19 protein-coding genes and 2 pseudogenes are annotated in these 23,262 nt (G+C 69.1%); 11 read left to right on the top strand and 10 right to left on the bottom strand.

The annotated features are described in order from the left end of the window. Positions 1–921 precede the first annotated feature (921 nt). The 3 genes and pseudogenes from EMA17_RS41350 to EMA17_RS55635 form a co-directional block, all read right to left on the bottom strand. On the bottom strand, positions 922–1,530 hold the full coding sequence (locus tag EMA17_RS41350; protein ID WP_126642384.1) for an NADPH-dependent FMN reductase: 609 nt from the start codon (positions 1,528–1,530) through the stop codon (positions 922–924). Between the two features lie 501 nt (positions 1,531–2,031). Beyond that, a pseudogene (locus EMA17_RS54795) lies at positions 2,032–2,649 on the bottom strand (IS701 family transposase); the annotation flags it as partial. A 69-nt stretch (positions 2,650–2,718) separates the two neighbouring features. Beyond that, the gene (locus EMA17_RS55635; protein ID WP_126642382.1) at positions 2,719–3,645 is read right to left on the bottom strand and encodes a calcium-binding protein; all 927 of its coding nucleotides are present in this window, start codon (positions 3,643–3,645) and stop codon (positions 2,719–2,721) included. Positions 3,646–5,026: 1,381 nt separating this feature from the next. Between EMA17_RS55635 and EMA17_RS41335 the strand changes: the two genes are divergently transcribed. From EMA17_RS41335 to EMA17_RS41315, 5 genes are all read left to right on the top strand, one after another. Continuing rightward, a complete protein-coding gene (locus tag EMA17_RS41335) occupies positions 5,027–5,758 on the top strand; it encodes a sulfite exporter TauE/SafE family protein (protein WP_246127238.1) in 732 nt (243 codons plus the stop codon). Positions 5,759–5,922: 164 nt separating this feature from the next. Continuing rightward, positions 5,923–6,393 (top strand): hypothetical protein, encoded by a 471-nt coding sequence (locus EMA17_RS41330; RefSeq protein ID WP_126642381.1) that lies wholly within the window; start codon positions 5,923–5,925, stop codon positions 6,391–6,393. 199 nt (positions 6,394–6,592) lie between these two features. Further along, positions 6,593–7,261, top strand: coding sequence for an ATP-grasp domain-containing protein (locus tag EMA17_RS41320; RefSeq protein ID WP_126642380.1), 669 nt, complete (start codon positions 6,593–6,595; stop codon positions 7,259–7,261). Then, positions 7,261–7,434, top strand: coding sequence for a hypothetical protein (locus tag EMA17_RS52225; RefSeq protein WP_160161749.1), 174 nt, complete (start codon positions 7,261–7,263; stop codon positions 7,432–7,434). The genes EMA17_RS41320 and EMA17_RS52225 overlap by 1 nt, the downstream gene beginning before the upstream one ends. Before the next feature lie 81 nt (positions 7,435–7,515). After that, a complete protein-coding gene (locus EMA17_RS41315; protein WP_246127232.1) occupies positions 7,516–8,544 on the top strand; it encodes a methyltransferase domain-containing protein in 1,029 nt (342 codons plus the stop codon). A gap of 1,899 nt (positions 8,545–10,443) precedes the next feature. Here EMA17_RS41315 and EMA17_RS41305 read toward each other — a convergent pair. Then, the gene (locus tag EMA17_RS41305) at positions 10,444–11,547 is read right to left on the bottom strand and encodes a phage tail sheath family protein (RefSeq protein ID WP_126642377.1); all 1,104 of its coding nucleotides are present in this window, start codon (positions 11,545–11,547) and stop codon (positions 10,444–10,446) included. 890 nt (positions 11,548–12,437) lie between these two features. Between EMA17_RS41305 and EMA17_RS41300 the strand changes: the two genes are divergently transcribed. Beyond that, complete coding sequence (locus EMA17_RS41300) at positions 12,438–12,764, top strand: thioredoxin family protein (RefSeq protein ID WP_126642376.1); 327 nt, start codon at positions 12,438–12,440, stop codon at positions 12,762–12,764. A 198-nt stretch (positions 12,765–12,962) separates the two neighbouring features. On the opposite strand, the gene EMA17_RS41295 is transcribed toward EMA17_RS41300, so the two are convergent. Next, positions 12,963–13,325 (bottom strand): UBP-type zinc finger domain-containing protein, encoded by a 363-nt coding sequence (locus EMA17_RS41295; protein WP_126642375.1) that lies wholly within the window; start codon positions 13,323–13,325, stop codon positions 12,963–12,965. A gap of 696 nt (positions 13,326–14,021) precedes the next feature. Between EMA17_RS41295 and EMA17_RS41290 the strand changes: the two genes are divergently transcribed. Beyond that, complete coding sequence (locus EMA17_RS41290) at positions 14,022–14,396, top strand: peptidase inhibitor family I36 protein (RefSeq protein WP_160161748.1); 375 nt, start codon at positions 14,022–14,024, stop codon at positions 14,394–14,396. Between the two features lie 667 nt (positions 14,397–15,063). Here the strand turns inward: EMA17_RS41290 and EMA17_RS41285 are convergent. Continuing rightward, positions 15,064–15,297: pseudogene (locus EMA17_RS41285) on the bottom strand (transposase); the annotation flags it as partial. 42 nt (positions 15,298–15,339) lie between these two features. Between EMA17_RS41285 and EMA17_RS41280 the strand changes: the two are divergent. After that, a complete protein-coding gene (locus tag EMA17_RS41280) occupies positions 15,340–15,756 on the top strand; it encodes a hypothetical protein (protein ID WP_126642373.1) in 417 nt (138 codons plus the stop codon). 477 nt (positions 15,757–16,233) lie between these two features. Here EMA17_RS41280 and EMA17_RS41270 read toward each other — a convergent pair whose 3' ends face one another. Further along, positions 16,234–16,575, bottom strand: a complete 342-nt coding sequence (locus tag EMA17_RS41270) for a hypothetical protein (protein ID WP_126642371.1) — start codon at positions 16,573–16,575, stop codon at positions 16,234–16,236. Between the two features lie 325 nt (positions 16,576–16,900). On the opposite strand from EMA17_RS41270, the gene EMA17_RS41265 reads away from it, so the two are divergent. The 3 genes from EMA17_RS41265 (at position 16,901) to EMA17_RS41255 (ending at position 20,642) form a co-directional block, all read left to right on the top strand. Then, positions 16,901–18,757, top strand: a complete 1,857-nt coding sequence (locus tag EMA17_RS41265) for a DUF8189 domain-containing protein (protein WP_160161747.1) — start codon at positions 16,901–16,903, stop codon at positions 18,755–18,757. Positions 18,758–19,517: 760 nt separating this feature from the next. Further along, on the top strand, positions 19,518–19,898 hold the full coding sequence (locus tag EMA17_RS41260; RefSeq protein ID WP_126642369.1) for a hypothetical protein: 381 nt from the start codon (positions 19,518–19,520) through the stop codon (positions 19,896–19,898). Positions 19,899–20,105: 207 nt separating this feature from the next. Continuing rightward, complete coding sequence (locus tag EMA17_RS41255) at positions 20,106–20,642, top strand: SMI1/KNR4 family protein (RefSeq protein ID WP_126642368.1); 537 nt, start codon at positions 20,106–20,108, stop codon at positions 20,640–20,642. A gap of 46 nt (positions 20,643–20,688) precedes the next feature. Here the strand turns inward: EMA17_RS41255 and EMA17_RS41250 are convergent, their stop codons facing one another. The 3 genes from EMA17_RS41250 to EMA17_RS55630 form a co-directional block, all read right to left on the bottom strand. Beyond that, positions 20,689–21,177, bottom strand: a complete 489-nt coding sequence (locus tag EMA17_RS41250; protein WP_126642367.1) for a hypothetical protein — start codon at positions 21,175–21,177, stop codon at positions 20,689–20,691. A gap of 38 nt (positions 21,178–21,215) precedes the next feature. After that, a complete protein-coding gene (locus EMA17_RS41245) occupies positions 21,216–22,610 on the bottom strand; it encodes an amidohydrolase family protein (RefSeq protein ID WP_126642366.1) in 1,395 nt (464 codons plus the stop codon). 75 nt (positions 22,611–22,685) lie between these two features. Beyond that, entirely contained in the window at positions 22,686–22,817 is a 132-nt protein-coding gene (locus tag EMA17_RS55630; protein WP_281290598.1) for a hypothetical protein, read from the bottom strand. Positions 22,818–23,262 lie beyond the last annotated feature (445 nt).

The raw sequence follows: 23,262 nt of genomic DNA, 5'->3' as shown, positions 1-23,262 counted from the left end.
CCGCGACCGTGAACTCGCCGCGTTGGGGGAGACGGCGTTCGCCCGATCCCGCGAAGTCGTCGTGCACGCGGTGCACGGACCGGGCGGGGTCGGCACGTCCGTGCGCGCCACCCACCGGGCCGGAAGACGACCCGCAACACCGCGATGGGGGCAACGCCGACAGCACGACAGCGATCGACGCGGGACTGGCCGCGCCGGCACGCGCCCTGCAACCCGGACTCGTCGGACTGCCCGCCGAGTTGCAGGCCGAACGCGCGATCCGCCGGCTCGCCGACCACCACGGGTGGCTCCTCGTCCTGGAGGACGTCGACGACCCGCCCGCATCCGCCGTTTCGGACCGGAGTCCCGGATCACGTACACCTGATCACGCCGTTCGCCCCCCGGGCCACCGGGGGGCGAACGCGGCAACGTCGTTACCGGCCGGCCCTGTTCGGGCTTCGACGGGGTCCGACTCGAACCGAAGGGATCTTGTGGAAGATATGTCGTACGACATATCTTCCGTCGGCAAGCAGGTGGTCGGAGGGCAGGGCGGGCGGGTCGAAGGGGATCTCCGGGTTTGCCGTGGGTTGTTGATGCTGCCGGTCGGCCTCGTCAGGGACGGCGTCGAGTTGCTCGGCGGGTCGCGGGCCCGGCGGCGTCCGGGACCCAGCGGATTGCCTTCGGGTCGACATGGTGGCGATGGCCGAGGGTCTTGCCTCAGGTTCCGGCGGCGGCGATCCCTTCGCGGGTGTTCTCACTGTCGTGTCGTGCCGGAACTCCGGCACGGTGGTGAGGACCGAGAGCATGGTTTTGGTGTCGGAGTGGTCCGAGGCGGGGTCGATGCCGGATGGCAGGCCGGGCTCCTCGGTCTCGACCGGGTCACGAAGGGGCCGACCGTACCCCGCCCGTCGAGCCGGCGTCCGCCGCGTGGTTGTGCCGGTTCTACTGCTGGTCGTCGTGGAGGGCTTCGAGCATCTGCTCGTCGATGGCCCTGATCCGGTCGCGGTAGGGGTGGAGGGTGGCTTCGACGTCCTTGAGCTGCCAGTTCTCGTCCACGTCGGCGTCGGTGATCACCAGTTCCAGGTGGTCGTCCAGGGCGCGCATGTGCAGGCCCTGCAGGACGGACAGGAGCTGGGCGACTCCCTTGCCCCCTCCGCGGGTGCCGTAGCCGGCGACCGCGGCCGGCTTGTCGTGCCACTCCCGGTACAGGAAGTCCAGGGCGTTCTTCAGGACGGCGGGGTAGCCCCAGTTGTACTGCGGGAAGACGAACACGAAGCCGTCGTAGGAGCCGACGGTGCGGCTCCACCGGCGGGTGTGCTCGTGCTCGTACTGCTGGAGCGCGGCCTTCAACGGCTCGTCGAGCAGGGGAAGGCCGACGTCGGCGAGGTCGAGCAACTCGTAGGTCAGCGGGCTGTCCCGCTGGAGGACGGTGCGGATCCATTCGGCGATGTCGGGGCAGATCCGGGTGGGGCGGGTGCTGCCGACCACGACGGCGATGCGGTCGCCGGCCCGCCGCGTCGCCTGGGTGTTCGGGGTCTGGGCGTGGTCCATATGAGATCTCCTTGCGGTGTGCTTCGGTGCCGCAGCGTGACCCTGCCGGCCGTTCCCGTGGTTTTCGGCGGCTCCCGGTACCGCCGCGGTTCGCCACGAGTGCGGCGGATGACGGCGGCTACGAATTCTTCGCCGGTCTGCTCCCGGCGCGGGGCAAGCGTGCCACATGTCAAGGCGTGTCCCGAATCGGCGCCTTGCCCCGCGCTTCGCCGTTCAGGGGATGGCCGGTACGGCGGCGGGCAGTTGTGCGGGCAGCAGTGCGATGCCGAGGGCGAGGGCGAGGGCGACCGCGCCGACCGCCGCGCGGATCACGAACGTGGTCGTGTATGCGTCCCAGGTCGGAATCGGTGTGCTTCCGAGCCTCGCACGATCGACGCCTACGCCCGCGGCTCGGCCGAGTATCCGGAGCCGTGCGGGCTGGACCTCGACCCGCTGACCGCCTGCCGGTCCGATGTCGCACTGTACGTCCGGGAACTGTTCGAACGACCCAGCCGCCTCCGGCTCCGCAGCTGTCGTGTCGAGTTGGGCATATGCGAGGTGGTAGGCGATCTCGTCGGGCCGAGTGGTGCTGCGGCGGGCCGGTGCCCACCGTCGGCGGGTCTGGTTCTCATTCCTGTGGTCGTACTCCGCAACGGCGGGCAGTCGGATGGCCGTCCGGTCGTTGACGCGTGGCCCCTTGGCGCCGTCCCCGCACGAGATCCTCTCCCAGGCTTCCGTGGGGGCCTGGGCAAACAACCGGTCGATACATGGACAGGCCATGCCTAACCGGGACTTGGGTGCCGCCAGGACGTAGCCGAGACCGGATTGTTCCAGCAGACGTCGGAAGCGGCCTTCCCGGCCGTGGGCCGAGTCGGCGGTGACCCGGGCGAAAGGCGGGTCGGAGGCAAGGGCCCGCAGCGCCAATGCCTTGGCGAGGTCGCCCTTGGTGTGGAAGTCCCGGTCGTCGGGAATCCTCGCCGCGCGGCAGCGGTCGCGGTCCTCGGTCCGGGACTTGGGGAGATAGAGCTCGCGGTCCACCGGTGCGCGGTCTCGGGTGGAGGCGTAGGCGGTGAAGAGCCCGATCCGGCAGTTCTCGGTGCGGCCGGCCGTGCCGGAATACCGGCGTCGAACTCCCGCGGCGCGCGCGGCGTGCGGATGTGCCGGGCGGACGGGTACGTGGTTCCGGCCGCCCGGCGGGTGTGCGGGGGTTCAGGGGAGTTCGCAGTCGACGCGGGTTCCGCCGCCGGCGCCGACCTCGCATCGATCGACGCCCAATCCGCCGTTGAGCGCGTCCAAGCCGCCATCGCCGTAGAGGTCGTCGTTGCCCGATCCGCCGATCAGGGTGTCGTTGCCATCGCCGCCCAGGATCCGGTCATTGCCCGCGCCGCCGTCCAGGTTGTTGGCGATGGCGGAACCGACGAAGGCGTCGCCGTAGGGACCGCCTTCCAGGTCCTCGACGTCGGAGCGGATGTCGATGGTCTGGTATCCCTCCTGCCCGTCGTTGCGTACGTCGTCCAGCTTGACCGACACCGGACCGGTCGCGGCGGCGAAGTTGACCACGTCCTTGCCGGGGCCGCCCGAGATGTTGCGTGCGTCGCCGGTGGCGGTATAGCTGATGATGATCCGGTCGTTCCCCAGCCCGGCCTGCACGTTCGCACTCTCCATGACACGAATGGTGTCGTTTCCGGCGTCTCCGAGGGCCGTGCAGCCGGACACCCGGATCGTGTCGTCACCCGCGGCGCCGTTCGCCTTGCACACGTCCGTGGACGAGGTCCGAAACTGGATGTCCAGTGAGTCGTTCTTGTCGCTGGCATCGATCTCCAGGCTCGTCCAGTCGGTCTCCATGTGGCATCTCACCTTGTGGTCGGTGTACTTCGTGCAGCCGTCGCCGACCACCATCGAGGTGGCCAGATCCTCCACCACCAGGAACTCGTCCGGTTCCCCGGAGGTGCGGATGTCGTTCACCGCGCCCGGCGACGCGATCACGTGCACCACGTCGTTCTCCTGGTACACCAGCGTGGGGCCCGCCAGCGCGGCCGCGGGTGCCGCCGCGGCGACGACGGTGCTGCCGGCCGTGCCGCCCGCCACCACGAGCAACACGGCCGTGAGCTGTGCGAACCAACGTTTCACCGACATGCGCGTCCCTCTCCTTCGGGTCGTGACGACACGCACGTGCCCGGCCGGGACACGGGCGCGCCGCCGCTCACCGCCGCGCCCCCATTGCCGAACGACGTCGTGGTCGACGTGCGATCGGGGAGCAGGCGAACAGGGAACGCGAGGGAACGCGGCGGAGCGGGCGGTGCGCCCGCCGGCACCAAGCGTCCTCCCCGGACCGGGCCCACGACAGGACGCGTTCCGGCCGAACCACGCCCACCCGTCGACCGAGCCCGACTCGCCCGAAGCGCCGCGACACCCGCCGTGCAAAACACCCTTATCGACCCGCCGGTGCCCCCGCGCATCCCGTCGACCCGAACCGGCCACGAACCGTTTCCGTCTCGGGACCCACCCATACATCCACCCGACACCGCGGAGCCACCGACAACGCCGGCCCAAAGCACCCCGTCACCGTTTTCCCGACCCAGCAGGCACACGGGCAACGGCTCGACGATCGCACGCTTGCTCCGCGGTTGGGCTCGGCTTCGGTCGCAGAACACTTCGCGGGCCGGCGATTGCACGGCCTCGTATTGGGCCTGCCTTTGTTGTCGCGCGCCCAAGGAGGTGTAGGAGATCGCGAGTTGACGGTCGGGCGTGCCCCAGGACTCGGTCTTTCCCGACGGTTCGCCCCGAGGAGCCGTGGTCACCTCAGACCGAGCAGCACGCCGTGGCCGGCCTGATCGCCCTGATCGCCCTGATCGACGAGTACTTCGATCATCTCCCCGGTGATCTCAGGGAACGCCCCGAGACGTCCTGATGGATGGGTTCGCCGGCGGCCCCCAACACCTGCGGACCCCGAGGGGAAGAATGCCGTTGTCCGCATTGCCGTTACGTGTCCGTCGGCGACCGACGAGGCGTCGTCGGTGATGCGCGGTGACGATCGTCGTGCTGGTCGGTCCGGGTTTCGCGCCCACCTCGGCCGTCGGCCTGGGCTACGAGGGCCGGTGGTACCTCGACGGGTACAAGATGTTCCTTTTGTTCCGTCCGCGTGTCGAAGCGGATCGAGAGGACCGTCGACCGTCTGCGAGTCGGCGGGCCTCAGGCCCCGAACGATCGGGGCGCAGCGCCCGGTAACTCCGGTGCAATCTCGGTCCGTGCCCGGGGAGGGATGGGTCCACCTCCAGGGCGCGGGGGTGAACCCCACTTACCGCCTGAGCGACGGCATTCGCATCGAGGGCGAATGCGACGCGTGGGTGATCGAGGTTCTCCTCGACGGCATCCCGTCCGCCCCGGCCCGACCCCGCGACCCACACCCCGTCGATCACCCGTCGGGCGACGATCTCCGGTATAGCTGACAGGTCGTCGGATCGTCGTCGTCCCGGTGACGCCGCCCGTACCGCCCCGTACCGTCTCGAGGTTGCCCGTGTCCGATGCCTGGTCCCTCGCGCTGATCATCGGCGCGATCGTGCTGCTGGGCGCGACCGTGCAGCGCCTCAGCGGGATGGGGTTCGCGCTGGTCGCCGCGCCGGGCCTGGTGCTGCTGCTCGGCCCCGCACAGGGAGTGGTGCTGTGCAACGCCGGGACGTGCGTGATCAGCGCGATCGGCCTGGCCACTTCCTGGCGTCGGGTCCGGCCCGCCACGATGGTGCCGCTGGTGGTCGCGGCGGCATGCACCGTGCCGCTGGGCGCGTGGATGGCCGCACACCTGCCGGAGCCGTGGTTGCTCACGGGCATCGGTGCGGCGGTGTGCGCGGCCGTCGTCCTGGTCATGCGTGGTGTCCGGGTACCGGCGCTGCGGGCCCGGCGCGGCGCGGTGGCCGCCGGCGCGGCGAGCGGCTTCATGAACTCCTCGGCCGGCGTCGGCGGCCCCGCGGTGTCCCTGTACGCCCTCAACGCCGGTTGGACCGTGGCCGAGTTCGTACCCAACGCCCAGTTCTACGGCGTCGTGGTCAACGTCTTCTCCCTGGCCGCCAAATCCCCACCCCACCTCACCGCCCCCGCGTGGGCCACCACGATCACCGCCCTCGCCACCGGCGCCGTGCTGGGCCGCCTCCTGGCCGCCCGTACCTCCGAACACCGGGCCAAGCGCACCGTCCAATGGCTCGCCCTGGCCGGGGGCACCACCACCCTCACCAAGGGCCTGTGGACCCTGTGACGCCGGCCTCGGTCGCCGTACAGACTGCCACGGCGAGGGAGTTCATATTTGCCTGGATCGCGACCGCAGGACCCGTGAGATCAGCCGAGGTCACCAGGAAATCCGCCAAGTACGGGTGCAGGCCTGGCATTATCAGTGGCACCGACCCAAGGAGTGACGAGACGGTGAGTCAAGCGAGCATCAAATATGCCGCTGCGGCGCTGTGTGCTGCAATAACAGAGCATGCCGCTCTATGTGAAGACGATCCTGAAAACGCTCCGATGATCGCTCCTCTGACCGGAAAGATCCACGAACTGGTTCGCAAATATGGAACCGCCCTTCGCGACATCTCGGGCTGGTCTAATCCATTGCTCGGTATTCCGAAAGAGACCCCTGTTTCGGACAGTGATTTGGTCGAGGAAATTGGCGACGACCCGACCGAACGCTGCTGGGTTTCCGTCGTTGACCAACATGCATTGTTCGTCAATGACCCTGATGCGCTTGTGAACCATGCCGAGGAGCGCATCGGTGAAAAATTCGAAACCGTTGTCGAAGCTCTACTTGCCCTTTTGAGCGCGGACGGCTGGAAGCCGGAAGCATACCCGGGGCAGGTAATCGAAAGTGACTGGAGATCTACGGACGCGTGTATCGGATAGTTTCGGTGGCCGTGGTTCCGGGGGTGACGTTGAGTGCGGAGCGCGGCGATCCCGATGGCGATCAATGCCGGTCGGGCGGTGGTGCGTTGGTGGCGGCCGAGGACCATCAGCGTGCGCACGTTCACCGCAAGGGCGTCGATGGCAGAGGTGCGGACGTTCACGAACGCCGAGTGATAGGCCAGGCGTTCCCCCCGGCCGCGTGGCGGCGCTCCGGACCCGGGCGGTACCGGAGGCGGTGCGGTCGCGAAGTCCTGCCGGCCAGAGCGCGCGCCGGATCGCCCTCGAGGACGTCCGCGCGGTCTACTGGCGTCGCCCCATCACCGTCCACGCGAGCGCCACCCCGGCGGGACCGGAACGCGACTTCGCCGAACGCGAGGCCCGCCTGGGACTGCCCGGAATCCTGACCGCGCTGCCCGACGTCAGCTGGGTCAACGACCCCGCACGCGCCGCCGCCGGCACCAAACCCGCCCAACTGGCCGCGTTCCGCGCCGCCGGCCTGGATACCCCCGACACGTGGATCGGCAACGACCCCGTCACCCACGGCCGCTTCCGCGCCGACCACACCCCAGTCGTCGGCAAGACTCTGGGACCGATCACCCACACGGACGCCACCGGCACGCGCCACGTCGTCAACACCACCCGCGTCCCCGACGCCCACGCCGGCCACCCCGTGTCGCCTCCACCGCGCACCTCGTCCAAGCCGAAGTCGGAAAACGGGCGTTCGAGTACCGCGTCGCCGTCGTCGGGGAGCGCCTGTTCACCACCGAGATCCACGTCGACGTCCCCTACCTCGACATCCGCACCGCATCCGACGAACACACCTCCTACCGGCCCGGAACACTGCCCGCCGCGCTCGCGCGCCGCGTAGTGTCCGTCACCCGGGGCTTCGGGCTCGTCTTCGCCGCCTGGGACCTCATCGCCACCCGAGACCACCGCGTCGTGGCCCTCGAACTCAACCCCGGAGGCCAGTGGGGCTTCGTCCCGGGCCACCACCACATCACCACCGCCATCGTCGACCACCTGGAGCACAGCACCCGATGACCACCCACCCACCCGCGGACACGACCCCCGCGTCCTCGCCGGCCGACACCGACGAGACTGCGCCACGCCATGGTCGACGCGATGACCACCGAAGGCATCCGCCCGGACGTGCTGGACGCGTTCCGCGCCGAGTCGCGGCACGTGTACGTACCCCGCTTCGTCCGCCGGATCGAGACCGCCCCGGGGACGTGGGAGACCCGCGTTTTCACGCCCGACCACCCCGACTGGGCACGCGAGGTCTACACCGACCAGCTCCTGGTCACGGCGACGATGTTCGGCGACGACGGCCCACCGCTGTCCTCCTCCACCGTCCCCTCCCTGATGGCCGCCATGCTCGATGCCCTCGCCGTCGAACCCGGCATGAGCGTGGTCGAGATCGGCGCCGGCACCGGCTACAACGCCGGCATCCTCGCCCGCCTCGCCGGCGACGACAACGTCACTACCGTCGACATCGAACCCGACGTGACCACCACCGCCCGCCGCGCGTTGACCGCGGCGGGACACCCTCACGTCACCGTCGTCCACACCGACGGCAGCCGGCCACCCGCCGCGCCCCGCAGCCTCGACCGCCTCATCGCCACCTGCGGCGTGGATCGCGTCCCCAGGACCTGGCTCGCCGCCGTCAGACCCGGCGGCCGCCTCGTCCTGCCGCTCGGCACCGGCGTGGTCTGCCTGACCGTCGACGAACACGGCCACGGGGAAGGCCCGTTCCTGGCCATGCCTGCCTACTTCATGGGCCTGCGCACGACCGCGGGCAGCAACGGCATTCCCTATCCGGGGGATCCGACCGACCCGCTCGAACCGTGCGCGATGCCCCTCGACGCGTGGCACGACGACGCCCTCCGCTTCCCCATCGGTCTCGCCCTGCCCGCGTCCGACCTCGGCCAACGCGACCTTCCCGACGCGCTGACCCTGTGGACCGGTGACGGCTCCGTCGCGACCCTCCATGCCGACGGTACGTGCCGCCAGTCCGGGCCGCGCCGCCTCGCAGACGAACTCGCGAACGTCCGGCGCGACTTCGAGAGTGCCGGTAGACCCGGGCGTGAGCACCACCGGCTCCGGATCGACCCACAAGGACGCCACACGACCTCGTTCACGCCCCCGGCGTAGCCTGCCCACGCGCCGGCCCCGCAGAACCGCCACCTCGATCGGGCCGTCCGGGAGCGGGCCGGGCGGTCTTCGCGTGGGAGGCGAGTCATGCGGGCGTGCAGAAGGGCGGCGAGGGTGAGTTCGGTGCCGTCGGGGTGTTTCCGGCTCGGCAGGTGGGTCAGGCCCGGGGGCGTGTCGCCAGTGTTCGTGGAGGTCGGCGTTGGCGCCGATGTCGTCGAGGAGTCGGTGGACGACGCACGCGGCCTCGGTGAGGACCCGGCGTTGGGTGTGAATGTTGCTCGCTGATCGGCGACATCGGCCTCGTGGTTGCGAACTCTCGCCGTCGTTCGTGCAGCCCCGGGGGCTCGGGCTCAACGGGGCCTCCGGGTCGCCCTGCCCGGTCGTGGCCGTCGACGACGTGGCAGCGCAGGCGTGCCTCTCCGGGAAAACCGCATCGATGGAAGGCGTCGACCACGTCGTCGGCAACCCGACCCTGCGGGCCGCCGGCCGATCCGGAGCGGATCACAGGTCCAGCACGTCGCGCTGCTGCTACGAGCGTCCGGTGCCGCCGACGTCCGCGGGCTCGTCCTTGCCCGCGTCCCCTGGAACGGATGACCCTCGACGGGGCAAAGGGCGGGTGGCGCGTAGCCGGCGACACGACCGCGATCCCCTCCGTTGCCCACGGTGCCCGCCGCTCGGCGCAACGCGATGATCCGCAGATCGGCCTGCCGCGATGCGTACCAAGTGGTCGGCCGCAGGCGCCGGCGAGTACAACCTGGCCGACCCCGTCAACGCGTGCGGGTCGGTACCGGTTGCAGATCCTCCAGCCCCAAGTCCGCGAGTGCCCGGTCGACTGCCGGGCGCAGCGGGTCGGCGTCGAGGAGCGGGCATCCACGCCCTGGAACACGACCCCGCCACTGCGGACCAGTGGACCTTCAGCGACTGCATGAGCGGCCCCGACAGCGACGGAAACCAGGGGCGTGCCATCGACAACTACACCGTCGATGGGACACACCAGGGACGCATGGACGTCACCGACGGGAAGGGCGGCCAGTGCGTACAGGTCTGGCCCGAATGGAACGGCCACTACAACCAGCTCTTTCAGCCCCGCCTCTCAGCTACCAATGCTGACCCGGCCGGGCCGCACACCCGCGGCGGAACGCGACCGACAGGCCGCGGGGCGTCCCACGGCGTTCGGGCCGGTCGGGGGCGGATGTGCCCCCGGCGGTGCGCGGACTGTATAGGGGGTTCATCGTGGGCAACCCCGATCCATCCCGGCCGGCCCGCCCGGCCCCTGCTCACGGCCGGCGCATCCCCAACACGTCCGACGTCGCGTCCCGTTCGGCAGCCGGCTTTACCCGCCTGCTTCTGGTCGTCGTCACCCACAACCCCCAGCCGGACGTTCTGCGCTCGGCCGTCGAACGAGACCACCGTCTCCACGAGGTTGCGTGTGCGGTCGGCCGTGTCGGGTCGGGACGGGTGGTGGTGCCGGTGGCCGGAGGAAGGGCGTCGAGTGGTGTTCGGGTCCGCGACTTTCGCGGTGTCGTTTCGGGCGCCCCCGGCGGCCGGCCGACCACAGCATGGCCAGGGGTGCCGTAGGGGCCCGAATGCCGGACGGCGAGCGCGGTGGCGCCGTCGGGACCCTCCCCGCCTCGGTGCGGTCGAGGGCTCGGGCCGCCATCGGATCGACGTCGTCGACCGTCTCGAGCCCGGCGCCCGCACCCTCTCCGACAGCTACGGCCGGAGAGGACGGGCCGCTGTCGGTGGGTCCCCACCCGCCCCGCCGAGGGTGACCGCGACAGGGTCGACGCTCCGCCGGCGCAGGCTTCGGGTGAACGGCGGGTCCGAGGCCACGTTCACCCCGGCCGGCCCGTCGGTGCCCTCGTTCCCGCCTCCGTATCCCGTGCGAGGGCGCCGGCGTCAGGCCCGGCCGGCCGTGCCGGTGCATTCGAGGATGACGAACTCGGCCGGTCGGATCGCGGCGAGGCCGACCCTCAGGACGAGTTCGCCGGCTTCGACCTGTTCCTCGGTCATGGTGACGTTCCGACCGACCTGGACGAAGTACGCCTCCTGCGGTTTCGTCCCCTGCAGCGCACCCCACTGCCAGAGGTCGTGCAGATGGTGGTCCGCCGCGGCCCGCAGCCTTTCCCACGTCGGCGGGCTGTTCGGCTCGGACGCCACGGAGGCGAGAGCCTTCGTCAGGTCGCGCTCCACGGTGTCGGCCAGTCGCCGCACCGGAAGGTGCCGCCACCGCTCGTCGTTCGTGTCGAGCGTGCGGGCGCCGCGGACGAGCGTGCCCCGGTCCGCGAACTCGCGCAGGACGTTGACCGGTTGGGCCTCGTCCTGCTCGGCGTCGGTCACCGTCAGGAACGGACGCGCGATGCCCTCGACGGCGATGTTCGCGGGGGCCTTCCACACCCCGCGCTCACGATCGACCCGGCACCACACCCCGGCGACGGCGCCGACGGGCGGCACCGGTTCGGCGCCGTCCCCCGACGGCACCAGCCACGGGTGGTACAGGGCCGCGTGCGCGTTCTCGTCGAGGCCCAACTCGAAAGCCTTCGCCGCGTCGCGAGCCCGGCGGGCGTCGTGATCGCGATCGGCGTGCAGGATGGCCATCGCCCGGTGGCCCGCCGCGTAGGCGGTCACGGCCCGCGCGGTCTCGCCGGCCGCGTCGGCCCCGCCGTCCCACAGGCCGAGCGGCACCAGGATCGTCACGTCGGTGAAGGCTTCGACCGAGGTCAGCACCTCCGTCAGGGGCTTTCCGGCGGTGTCGGCCAGGTAGCAGTAGCCGCCCCCGTTCCCGAAGTACCCGCGCAGCACCTCGCCCGTCACCCCGGACGACGCGTCCTCGCCGACGACCCGGACGAGATCGGGCGGCCCGTCGACCCGCACCACGCCCTCGAAGGCGGCGGCGAAGTCCCCGAGGAAAACCGGCACGGCGGTCGCGCCGGGCGTCACCGTCAGGGGCGACGGGGCGTCCCCGCCGCCGTGGACGCCGCTGTATTTCACTGAATCCGCCATCGCACACTCCATCCAGGTCACAACACTCCTCTGCGAAGCGTAACTTTCGGATGACTCTCGGTGGCCGGATTCCGCGTTGTCGTCACCGGGCCCGGCGCGCGAGGACCCCGGCGCGGGCTGAGCCTGGGGTGGTTGGTTGGTGTGTTCATGGTGTGTGGCCCGGTGCCTTGTCCGCCCGACCCGTCGAGGTGTCGGTGTCCGGCCCGTGGCACTCGGCGACCCGACCCACGAACGACCACGTCGTCCCACCGCCCGACGCGGCGACCCGAAACACTCCCACCGGTACCAAGGCGCACCTCCGCCCCACTGCGAATCTCACATCTCACCGCACATGAAGCCCCGGGGCCGACAGCTGCCTCACCTGCGCGCGCCGAGGTCCGTCGGCGGCCGTTCCTGCTGCGACCGACGGCGAAGCACGCCGGGCATGTCGGTTGTCGATCGTCCGGCCTGCCCGTTCGCGATCCGACCGGCGTGTCTGCCCCATGACGACTCACCCCCGACGCCCCGGATCCGGTACGGCCACGACCCCCGCACGCCCGGACCCCGACCCCGACCCGCCCGAGAGCCGGCTGATCGGCGGCCCGCCGGACGGCGAGTGGCTGGTCCCGGTCGACGACGGCGACGCTGGCCTGTGTTCCGTCCTCGGCCATGTCGGCCAAGGCGGCCAGGACGCGATGGCGGCGACCGATGTCGGCCCGGCTGCCGGCACGGTCCGCGATGGTTCGACAGCATGGAGTGACCATCCGTCGCGGGGAAACGCAAGAGGGGCATCTCGGCCGGATGTCGGCGAGATCGAGTCCCGATTGTCGCGGGGGCTCGCCGGGTTTCGACTTTTGTGGCCAGTCTGGGGTCACTGCGGTTCGATTCATTCCCGGTGAGAGGACTGATCCATGGCAGGCACCGTCATCGACGTGACCGACGCGGACTTCGAGGCGAGGGTGGTCAAGGGGACCGGGCCGGTGCCGGCCGTCTTCCGCGCGGAGTGGTCCGATGTGTGCCGGGCGCTCGACCCGGTGCTGGTCGATGTTGCGAAGGAGTACTCCGGCCGGCTGACCGTCGCCCGGCTCGACATCGACGAGAGTCCGACCACCACGCAGAAGTACGGCATCAACCAGATCCCCACGCTCCACGTGTTCAAGGGCGGCAGGATCGCCGGCACCTGGATCGGTCCCGCGAACAAGGCACGGGTGGTCGCCCTGGTCACCCCGCACCTGTAACCCGCGGCACCCGACCGGACATCCGAGCGGGCGCCGACGACGGCCCGCGCCGGACAGCCGGACCGGACGTTCGTGAGAACCGCCCCACACGAACCCCTTCCCGGGCTCGAAGGCGCCGAAGTCCCGGCGTGGACGAGTGCCGCGGGCGGTGAACGCGTGAACGCGAAGGTGCCTGTGGGTGGCCGACCGGGTGGTGGGTCAGCGGAGTCGTTGCTGCCAGTCGTTGGGGACACGGCCGGCGGGGCCCGGGGCGGGCTGGGTGGTCGGGTGGGCGGTGGGTGCGGCCAGCGGCGGGCCCTCGTAGAACTGTTCGGTCTCGGTGTTCCAGTACCAGTCCTCGCCGGGTTCGAAGCTGGCCAGGAAGGGATGCCCCGCCGAGCGTGCGTGCGCGGCGGCGTGCTGGGACGGGGAGGAGTCACAGCAGCCGACGTGGCCGCAGGCGGCGCACCTGCGCAGGTGGAACCACCACCCCTGACCCTCGCCGGCCAGGCACTCCACGCAACCCTCACCACTGGGGGGAACACTCGGATCGATACCGGGAATCGTGTTGTCGTCGCTCATCGCCACACCTCCTGGACCACTGTAGGACGACACCCGGCCCGCCCCGGGGACGAACACGCGACGCCGCTGCGGTGCATGGGTGGTTTGTCAGTGGATCGTGTCACCGGAGTGGGTGGACGAGGAAGCCGCAGGTCGTTAACTCCTGGACGAGATCGAACAGAACATGCACCACATCCTGGGACGACCCCTGCGCCGGGACGGGGTACCCGCCGACTGACCCGTCCCGCGAGCCGGCCACGTCCTCGGGCCTCTTCGCACCGCGAGCACCTGCTCGGCTCACGTGTCGGACGCCCGGAGTTCGCAATGCTCTCCTTGGTCGGTGCCGCGCCGTGTTCGGGGCGACCTGAGAGACCGGCATCAACTCCCTAAAGGTACCCAATCTGGGTGATACGGAGCCCATACGGCGAATGCTCGACTGGGCGGCGGCCAGGGTCTGGGACCCCCGCGAGGAGTGGTTCATGGGGGCACCTCGTCTCGGATGATCCGGTTCGCCGGACCGTTCGAGGCGAGGCCGCGTCCCTTTGTCCGCGCCGACGGAGTCGGGTTCTCCGGCTGGGGCGTACTCCTTACGGGTCAACAGTGCCGCTTGTACGCATGTTCTGCCGACGACAACCAGGGGGCACGGCGATGCTTGCCGGAACCGGGCGGGTCCCGTCCGCCCTGCCAATGTCGATCACGCCCACCGAGGAGTATTCCGTGGCTGACAGGAACGTCACCGTCCACACCGAGCGCGGCTATCGAGGTCGCAGTCAGACCCTGAAGCCGGGAGCATACGACGCGAGTGAGTTGAAGGAGGGGGAGGACACCATCAGTTCGGTCCGGGTGCCGGACGGCTGGACGGTCTGTCTGTACGAGGACCCGAATTTCACGGGCAGGTCCAAGCTCCTCACCTCGTCCACCGACTACGTGGGGGACGACTTCAACAACGTCACCTCCTCGCTCATCGTCGCCGACCCCGCGGCCACCGAGGACATCGACGTCGACGCGAAGTCGTTGATGCGCCTGACCCAGGGCTTCCCGCCGAAATATGAGCAGGTCATGGTCCTCAGCTTCACCATGGTCGGCGAGTAGCCCCCGGTAGTGCCCCGACCAAGGGTCGTGATTCGGCCGGCACGTTGGGTGCGAAGACGTGTGTGATGCCGGAGGATCATGCGTTCGCCACCGAGCCGGAACCGGCCGCCCGCCAATGCCTGCGGGACATCCGACATCGCCCTGCGCTCCTCAACGGCTTCGTCGCAGCAACCGCCCTGACGCGATGAACAACACAATCGGATCCGCAAAGCTCAATGGAGGGCGTCTGAGAAGGGTTGTTCAGGGAACGTGACTTGGTAGTCGTCTCTCGGGGGATGATCCTCGAACCGCCCCTGCCACGCCCCGGCCACTCGGGCCCGGACCCGATCCACGTCCGCCGCATCGGCGGCCTCGCCCTCGGTCCCCGAGCGATCCGACCGCGCCGGCACCACCGTCGTCGCCCCCGCGTCCCTGCGTCCGAGGAGACGCCCCGCCCGGTTCCGAAACGCGAGCCACACATCGGTACCCGCCGCCACGGCCACCGCCCCACCCGACGCCAACGTCACCAACGACTCCGCCAACATGCCGTTCCCCCTCTCCACCGCCCCGGCCCGGCCCGGAGAATCAGCGTTTGCACATATCCGTCCGACCACCGAGCAATCGACAATCCCAAGCCCCGGCGGGGCAATCGCGGCGTGTCAGCGTCCTTGTGCAAGTCCTGGGCTGGTCACCGAACGCTGAGGCGGTCTTCGAAGAAGAGCGGGAAGGCGTTGAGGGTGTTCTTCCAGTGTGGCGCGACCAGGTTCGGGTCGCGTGCCCGCTGCTCGATCTGTTCGCGAACCGCCAGGTAGAGCACCTTGAGCGCGGCTTGTTCCGTGGGGAAATGACCGCGGTTGCGGGTGACCTTCCGGAGTCTGACGTTCATCGACTCGATCATGTTCGTGCTGTAGACCACCTTCCTTGGAGACTGCGTTTGAGATCTACGGCGATCGTGGGTGGAGAGATGTTCCAGCCTCTGCTGGTGAGCGATGCGCGGGTCCCCTTCGTCGGCGACTTCAGAGAGCTTGAACAGGGCAGCCCGGATGGGCCGTCGCTGCGGTCCGCGGTCAAGGCCGAGGCGTCCGCGAATGCTCGTGAGCTGGTCGAATACCTGCGGCACGGTGCCCAGTTGGCCGCGACGACCACGCTCGTGCGTGACGTTCTCAGCCCCGACAGCGCTGTGATCGGCGGGCTGCACCTGCTGACGGACGGGCACTGGCTTTGGTACTCGGACCTGGCCCACTACGTCGAGCACTACCACGTGACACTCGACCCGCAGTTCATCGCGCACGCGCAAGCCACGGGCTGGACGGTCCCACAACTCGATGACGCGGACCTGCTCGCATTGGAGGCGATCCTTCTCGGTGAGGATGTGGACTGAGCCGATCGCTTACGAGCCAGGCGTCCGTCCCACCGCCGAGACCCGGGTGAGCGGTCGGGGACCCGGTTGTGCAGCCGGACCTGTGCGCGTGAGCCGGCGCACCATGATGCCGATCATTGCCCAACGAATATGGCGGATACTCACTCGGTCTCATTCGTGCCGGTGGATTTTCACTGTTCCATCGCAACGCAGTGGCGGATTCCTTGCCGTCGACTTCGATCACGACCCGTCGGTCGCAGGGCAGGAGCAGCAGGAGGCCCATGCGGAACCGCAACAGTGCGTCCACTCCGCGTGTGTGGGCGGTCTTGGGGTCCCAGCGCAGCCAGACCTCGGGCAGCAGCGCGGGGAAGTCCGCCGTCGTGGCGCCGACGATGGCGTGGTAGAGGTCGTACAGAAGCCGAATCGGCATGGGCTCGGCCCGGCGGGAAGAGCTGTTCAGGACGGCTCGGATGCCGTATCACATCAGCCGCAGTGTGATCATTCCGCTGTTTCGGGTACGCCCTGCTCGAACCCGATGCGGCAGCGATCCACCTGGTCGGCCACCTGTTCCATGAACCAGTGCATGATCTCGTAGGGGATGACGTGTTCGTCATGGCTGTGGATGTGGACCCTCGGCCCCAGGTCAGGGTCCTCGTCGGGAACGAAAGCCACCAGGAAGGCAGTTCCAGGCAGGTGAGTTGCCGCGTCGGGGACCTCGGTCCGGGCAGCCGGCGTCGGCACAGCCTCGCTCAGCTCCACAGCCCACGAATCGTCGGGCAAGGCGTAGGTGAACCGGACGGCGTAGTGACGACCTGCGTGTTCTCGTAGCTCTGCGGGCATGACGGCAGGCTGCCACAGCTCGCAGTCGCACACTCTGGATATCGGCGCAGTCCGGTTGGCGGGATAAGGGGCGCCGGTGCATACGGGACAACCCTCGGCAACGGCGCGCCGTGTCCGTGCACGCCTGGTGTCGGCGAGGTGTCCGCGACCGTCCGTAGGGTCGTCGGCGGACGGTTCGCGTGCCGTGTGTGGAACCGCCGTTGAGAATGGGGGTAGTTCGGTGGGAGGTCGGTGGAGAGGGGCCGCGCTGGTCGTGGCCGGTTTGATGGGTGTTCAGGTGTTGTCGGCGCCGAATGCGTCGGCAACTTCGCTCACGTCGCACTTCGTGCAGATCGTGGCGCACCAGGACGACGACTTGTTGTTCATGAATCCGGACGTGTCCGGAGGGATAGCGGCGGGCGTCGACACGACCACGATCTACCTGACCGCCGGCGAGGGCGCAACGCCGGACGGTGAGAAGGACAACGAGGAGGTGGATGTCGCCTATGCCAGGACACGCCAGGCGGGCGTGATGGCCGCCTACGCGCGGATGGCGGGGTTGACCGACGACGGCGTCTGCGGGAGGGATCACGCGGGTCCGGGTGGGTGTTGGACCCTGATCGAACGTTCGTTCCCCAATGGTGCCCTGGTCGAAGAGTTCACGCTGGACACGTGGACGGGTCTGAAGCTGGTCTTCTTGAATCTGCCGGAGCTGGGGAAGGACTACAACTCGGGTTCACTCTCCGACCTCGAGGAACAAGGTGGAGAGAAGCAGGCCAGGACCCTGGACATGGATGGGGACCCCAACGGGGGTCCTTGGCCGCGGCAGTACTACCGGTCGGACGTGGTGACCCTCGTATCGGACCTGTTGGCCTACTACGGGGCCACCACGGTGCGGGCACAGGATTCCGCGCCGGACTTGCTGATGGCTCCCTCCTATCCCGAAGGCGACCACCTCGCCCACATCGCCGCATCGCGCTTCGCCGACGCCGCCGTCGCGCGCTACGGCGGTGTCCACAACGGTCGCGTGCTCCTGGAGCACTATCGCGACTACAACATCGACGAGATGCCGATCAACCTGTCCCAGGCCCAGGTGACGGAGAAGAAGACGACCTTCGCCGACTACGACGAGAGGGACGACCGGGTCGGAGCCGGTTACGACGACGGATGGGGACCCCGCGAATATTCGCGCGCACCCCGCGGGACGCGTTGGATGGGCCCCGACGCGGAAGGGCTGCTGCACGCCTTCGTGGTGGAGGCCGGCGATTTGTACGAGTGGTCCCAGGACAGCACCCTGACCTGGCACGGCCCTTACGCCCACGGCAACTACGGCTTCTACCTGAACCCAGGCCTGAACGTGTCCCGCAACGCGGACGGCCGTCTGGAGGTCTTCGCCCAACGCCGCGACACGGGGGAGATCGTCTCGCGTTTCCAAGGCCTCGGCGGGGGATGGGGATGGGGCGCCCTCGGCTCACCCAACGCCGGAGTCGACTCGCTCCGGGTGAGCAGCCCGGTGGTGGTACCCAACGCAGACGGTCGGCTCCAGGTGTTCGTGCGCCATAGGGGCGGCGGCATCAGCACCCGCTGGCAGGCCCAACCCAACGGCGCCTGGAACGGCTGGGTCGACATGATGGGTTCCGGCATCCAGGGCCCACCCGCGGCGGTCACGACCAACAGCGGTCGAATCGAGTTGTTCGCGGCGACCACCGGCAAGGTGCTGCACTGGTACCAACCGGCTCCCAACGCCCCGTTCCGATTCGACACCGCGTTCCCGGGCATCGTGGCCGCGAGCGGCCTGTCGACCGGGATCAACGCCTCGGGCCGCATCGAGTTGTTCTATCGTCAACCCGGCAGCGCCGAGTTGACGACCCTGTATCAGGCACAGCCCGACGGCGGCTGGCTCGGCCCGGCGACGATCACCGGCGCCCCGGGCCTCGGCGAGCCCGCCGCCGCCACGAGCGGCGGCCGCATCGTGACGATGGTCCGCAACCAGGGTGGAGGAGTGAGCTTCTCCCGCCAGGCCGGACCCGACCAGCCTTTCGGCCCGTGGACCGACCGAGGCGGCCTGCTCGTCGGCCTCCCCGCCGCAGCCGCCGGCCGAGACGGCACGATCGCCCTGCTGACGATCGGCCCGGGCGGCCAGGTATTCAACAGCCGGGAAAACCCCGACGGAACATTCTCGTCCTGGAACATGATCGGCTGACCCCCCGACGGCAGGGCCCGACACACCTGTCGCCGATCCACCCGACGCGTTCGCCACAGCCGCATCACAACCAGGGAACGAGCGACGACGAAGCCGTCATGTGACGCCCGGATCGAGACATCGTCGACACGATCCGGCAGCGCCGCGCCGGGTGTTGGTGACCCACGCCCCCGACCGCACCTCCTCACCCCCGCCGCCTGCGGGCACGTCGACGACCTCGACGTGCCCGCGCGGGACCTCCAGGTGCCCCTCCCGCGCGAAGAACACCCCGGCCGTGGCCAATCCGACCGCGAACACCCCGCACCTGCTGCGCCCCGCCCTCGGCCCACCCGACACCCCAGCCCGCTCCGCCACCACCCCGGACGAACAGCGCCGCGACGCCGACGACGGGCAGCGCCTCCCGCTGCGCCGGTTCAGCTGCGCCCATCCCGAGCGACCCGGCGCTCGCCCCAGCGCCCGATCGCGACCCCGCGGTGCACGGTCCCGGGCCCGGGAACGACCACCTCCCGCACCGCCACCGCGCCGCCGTCGTCGGCCTCTGCGTCATCACCGGCCCCCACGCCACCCGCCCCGATCCGGCCTGCCACACCCGCCGTCGCCTCCCGAACGCCGCCGTCCCGCGTCCCGGCCTCGCGACACTCGGCCCGGCCACGCCCGCCGACGGCCCACCGTTGGGTCTGTAAATCGAAGCTAGTTTCACAGTCCCGAGCTCGCCGAATAACTAAAGGGCGATACGGAGTTGCAAACGGAAGTCGACGGGATGATCAGCGGCTTCGATCCGACAGTGACCAACACGGGTGAGGATCGTGATATCTGCAATGTTCCCCGGAGTGGGCGATTTTCGAACGATCCTTACTATTTTAATGCCGTAGCCGGAGGGGCGGTTGCCAGTGGCGACAGGGCATTGATTTGTCCGCAAGACGTCGGCAATGCACGCTCCGGTATCAGTGGCATTCATCCGCCCGGCTGGCCGAAGGCTTCCAATGGAGACTGGGAGAAAGAGCATCCTTATGCGCGATGCCACATCATTGCCAATAGTCTCGGAGGGCCGGACAAGGAGGTGAATCTGTTCACGTGTGTTCACGACACGATGAACAATTCATGGATGAAACGATCGAGGGGAGAGTGGGGAGCACTGTAACGAAGCCCAAAATCAAGCGAGCCATGTACTACGTGGTTTCCTTGATCTACGCTACTCCCGGTGAGCTCAGGCTTTCAGGAGCAACGCTGCAGGCACGCTTGGTCGACAGGGCCCACGGGAGTCACGAGTCCCTCTACGGCGTGGCTCTGCCGCACTGGCCCAATATTCTCGATCCGATGCACAGTGACAACAGGGGAGCGAGGCAATATGTCAGAAACACTTGCAAGGCTCAGTAGGATCCTGGGGTCGCCCCCCGAAAATATGTTGGACACGCTTGAATGGAGCGATCTGGAACTGCAGATCGGAACCCGACTCCCGGTCGACTACAAGATCCTCGTGAGCGCCTATCCACGTCTGTGTCTGGCGGATTTCATTCGCCTTCTCGACCCGAGGAAGTCGATCCCGGGCCTTCGTCCACTCGAAGCGAACGCTTGGAATTCAGAGTGGTTGGCCGATATGCGCGAGGACTTTCCGGAAGAATTTCCATATCCGGCTTTTCCGGAACCAGAGGGAGTTCTCATGTGGGCCAACACGACGGATGGCGACTACTGTTACTGGCAGGTTATCGGTGAACCTGAAGAGTGGGAAGTTGTGATCAGCACCGACAAGGGACGATTCTGGTCGCGGTTCCCGGGGGGCGTCATCGACTTCCTGGAAGCCCTGGAAATTCGTCCTGAAACACTTCCGCAACCGCTGCGCCATTTTCCCAGGCCGAGCAGTGAAGTCTATTGTAAAATTGACTGAACTGGGCGGCGACGATCCGACCATCACCGGAGGGAAATGATTGACGTCAAAAGGTGCTGGGTTGAGACGCTGCTTGGAAAATCTGCCAAGCACCCCGCGAGTCATACTCGACGATCCTTGGGTGTGATTTCACAGTTGTGGTTGGTGTGTGGGTGGTGCCGCGTGCCGGTATCGCGCCGGCGGGTGTCCCGGGGGCGTCGGTCAGGCGCAGGACGGCGATGTCGGCGCTCTGGCCGGGGGTGAGGGTCGCGCCGGCGCGCGGGGCGGTGAAGTCGGCGACGGCGGGCAGGACGAGGGTGCCCGCGCAGTCGATGACGATCATGTTGTCGTCGCCGGCCGCGGTCAGCAGACCGGGGCCGATGCCCACGATCACCGTGCCGCCGATCAGGACGTCGGCGCTCTGCCAGTCGCCCAGCAGCGGATCACCGGTGATGACGGCGCCGCCGGTCGGCAGCAGCGGCCGGCCCTGCGGGGCGCGCAACTCGCGCAGCAGGTCGTCGTCACCGTGCGGGATGGTGGAGGAGGTGCTGGTCATGTCGATACCTGAAGACGGTCGAAGTGGTGAAGCCGTCGTCAGAGGGCAGGGGTGTTCAGCACGTATTCGCGGGAGGCGTGGACCTCGGCGCGCAGGGCGGGCAGGTCGACGTCGAGGACCTGGCCGTTCCACTTGCGGGGAGTGCCGTTGATGAGGACGGCGCTGATGTTGCGCGCGTCCGAGCCGAGCACGACGGTGCCCACCGCGTCGTTGAGCGGCATGTTGTTGAGGTCCTCGGCCCGGATGACCAGCAGGTCGGCCTTCTTGCCCGGGGTGAGCGAGCCGGTGACGCCGGCCAGGCCGTTGGTGCGGGCGCCCTGGAGGGTGGCGAAGTCCAGGACGTCGTGGGTGGTGATCCGGGACGGCGGCTGCTCGGTGCCGTGGACCGCGTTGACCGCGCGCATTCGCTGGATGGCGTGCAGGGCCCGCATCTGCGTGAACATGTCGCTGACCAGCGCCACCTCCACATCGATGCTCAGCCCCGGCCGCACGCCGACGGCCAGGGCCTCGTCGATCGCGGGGATCGCGGTCTCCAGCCCGATCTGGGCGTCCGAGGTCGGGGCCAGGGCGATCGTCGTGCCGCCGGCCCCGATTGCCTTCCAGGCCTCGCCGGTGAGGCCGGTGGCGTGGATGAGGGTGAGGTCCGGGCCGAGGAGGCCGTCCTTCGCCCAGTTCAGGATGGCCGTCGAGGAGGAGGCGCCGAAGACGGCGTCGACGCTCACCCCGATGCCCAGGTCCTTCGCCGTGCGGGCGAGGGAGGGGCCGTAGGCCAGGGCGGGTCCGGCGATCTCGTCGGTGGCCAGGGCGGCCAGGCGCAGGGTCAGCAGCTGGTCGTCGCCGGCGAAGTACGTGTCCTTGAGGCGGGCCAGATCACCGGGCCACTGCTTGTCCCAGCCACCGAAGTGCGGGCCCATCGAGGCGTGCACCCCGCGGATGCCGGTGTCGATCAGCGCCTGGACGGCGGCGTCGGAGTGCTCGGGGGTGCGGGAGTTGTGGGAGAAGTCGAGCATGGTCGTGATGCCGCTGTCGATCGCCGTCAGCGCGGCCAGCTTCGTGCCGACGTACATGTCGTGCGGCCGGTAGACGGTGGCGTAACCGGCGAGGGTGGACATCACGTAGGCGCCGAGGTCGTCGACGTCCGGCATGATCCGGCGCAGCTGCGTCTCCCAGGCATGCCGGTGGGTGTCGACGAAGCCCGGGGTGAGGATCGTGCCCGCCGCGTCGACGAGCACCGCACCGTCGCGGTCCAGGCCGGTGCCGATCGCGGTGATCGTGTCGCCCTCGACGAGTAGGTCGGCGCCGTGCAGGACACCGAGGCCGGCGTCCATGGTGACGATGGTCGCCCCGGTGAACAGGGTGCGCCGCTTCGGGTCGACGGACCGCTGCCGAAGCTGTTCGAGCACGGCCGGGCTGGTGGTGTCGGAGGAAGACAAAGGGGGTCCTGTTCATCGGGCCAGGGCGAAGGGGGCCCGGCCGGGTGGGCGATGACCTCAGCCTCGGTCCATCTGTCAGGAGCAACCAGGCCGCTGTTTGCCCAGGTACAGCACACCCAGGCTCACATCGCCCCGTGACACCACGACGCGCACGAACCGGTCGTTGCCGTCGCACGGCACCTCGGCGGTGCCCACTCCACACCTCATCGCGCTATGACGGAGCCTCAGTCACCGACACACCACACATTGGCGACCGCTGACAGCCCCTGGAGGGGCTGTTCACGGACGAGGACTTCGTGCAGTGGTATCCCGTCGACGGACGTCGCGGTCTGTCGCCGGCACGGCCGGCACCGGTGTCGGTGTTGCGGTATGCCGAGAATCTCACCGACCGGCAGGACGCGAAGACCCACCCATGGCCACCATGACCGCCGCCGCCCCGTTCGGCGTCGCGAGCGATCCGCGGCTCGATGTTCGAGGCGCGGTTTCGGGCAGGGAACAGCCTGTCGGTGGCGAGGGACTGGAGAACGTTTGTCCGTGTCGGTACGGCGATGTGCTCCGGCCGGATGGGGTGCGCCGGCGCGATCGGCGGTCCCGGTCGCGCCGCCGGTTCCGGACCGGCCCGGCCGGGCGCCTCGGGTGGCCGGCCGAGGTG

The organism is Embleya hyalina (assembly GCF_003967355.1).
GTDB lineage: Bacteria > Actinomycetota > Actinomycetes > Streptomycetales > Streptomycetaceae > Embleya > Embleya hyalina.
Note: the sequence above shows the minus strand (reverse complement) of the source record. Positions and strands in the feature narration are given on the sequence as shown.

Excerpts from the sequence above, each read along its gene's own strand:
- EMA17_RS41270 (WP_126642371.1), bottom strand. The coding sequence starts at position 16,575 with ATGCCCGCAGAGCTACGAGAACACGCAGGTCGTCACTACGCCGTCCGG.
- EMA17_RS41300 (WP_126642376.1), top strand. The coding sequence starts at position 12,438 with ATGGCAGGCACCGTCATCGACGTGACCGACGCGGACTTCGAGGCGAGG.
- EMA17_RS41280 (WP_126642373.1), top strand. The coding sequence starts at position 15,340 with ATGTTCCAGCCTCTGCTGGTGAGCGATGCGCGGGTCCCCTTCGTCGGC.
- EMA17_RS55630 (WP_281290598.1), bottom strand. The coding sequence starts at position 22,817 with ATGAGGTGTGGAGTGGGCACCGCCGAGGTGCCGTGCGACGGCAACGAC.
- EMA17_RS41250 (WP_126642367.1), bottom strand. The coding sequence starts at position 21,177 with ATGACCAGCACCTCCTCCACCATCCCGCACGGTGACGACGACCTGCTG.
- EMA17_RS41315 (WP_246127232.1), top strand. The coding sequence starts at position 7,516 with ATGACCACCGAAGGCATCCGCCCGGACGTGCTGGACGCGTTCCGCGCC.
- EMA17_RS41260 (WP_126642369.1), top strand. The coding sequence starts at position 19,518 with ATGATCAGCGGCTTCGATCCGACAGTGACCAACACGGGTGAGGATCGT.
- EMA17_RS41255 (WP_126642368.1), top strand. The coding sequence starts at position 20,106 with ATGTCAGAAACACTTGCAAGGCTCAGTAGGATCCTGGGGTCGCCCCCC.
- EMA17_RS41295 (WP_126642375.1), bottom strand. The coding sequence starts at position 13,325 with ATGAGCGACGACAACACGATTCCCGGTATCGATCCGAGTGTTCCCCCC.
- EMA17_RS41350 (WP_126642384.1), bottom strand. The coding sequence starts at position 1,530 with ATGGACCACGCCCAGACCCCGAACACCCAGGCGACGCGGCGGGCCGGC.
- EMA17_RS41305 (WP_126642377.1), bottom strand. The coding sequence starts at position 11,547 with ATGGCGGATTCAGTGAAATACAGCGGCGTCCACGGCGGCGGGGACGCC.
- EMA17_RS55635 (WP_126642382.1), bottom strand. The coding sequence starts at position 3,645 with ATGTCGGTGAAACGTTGGTTCGCACAGCTCACGGCCGTGTTGCTCGTG.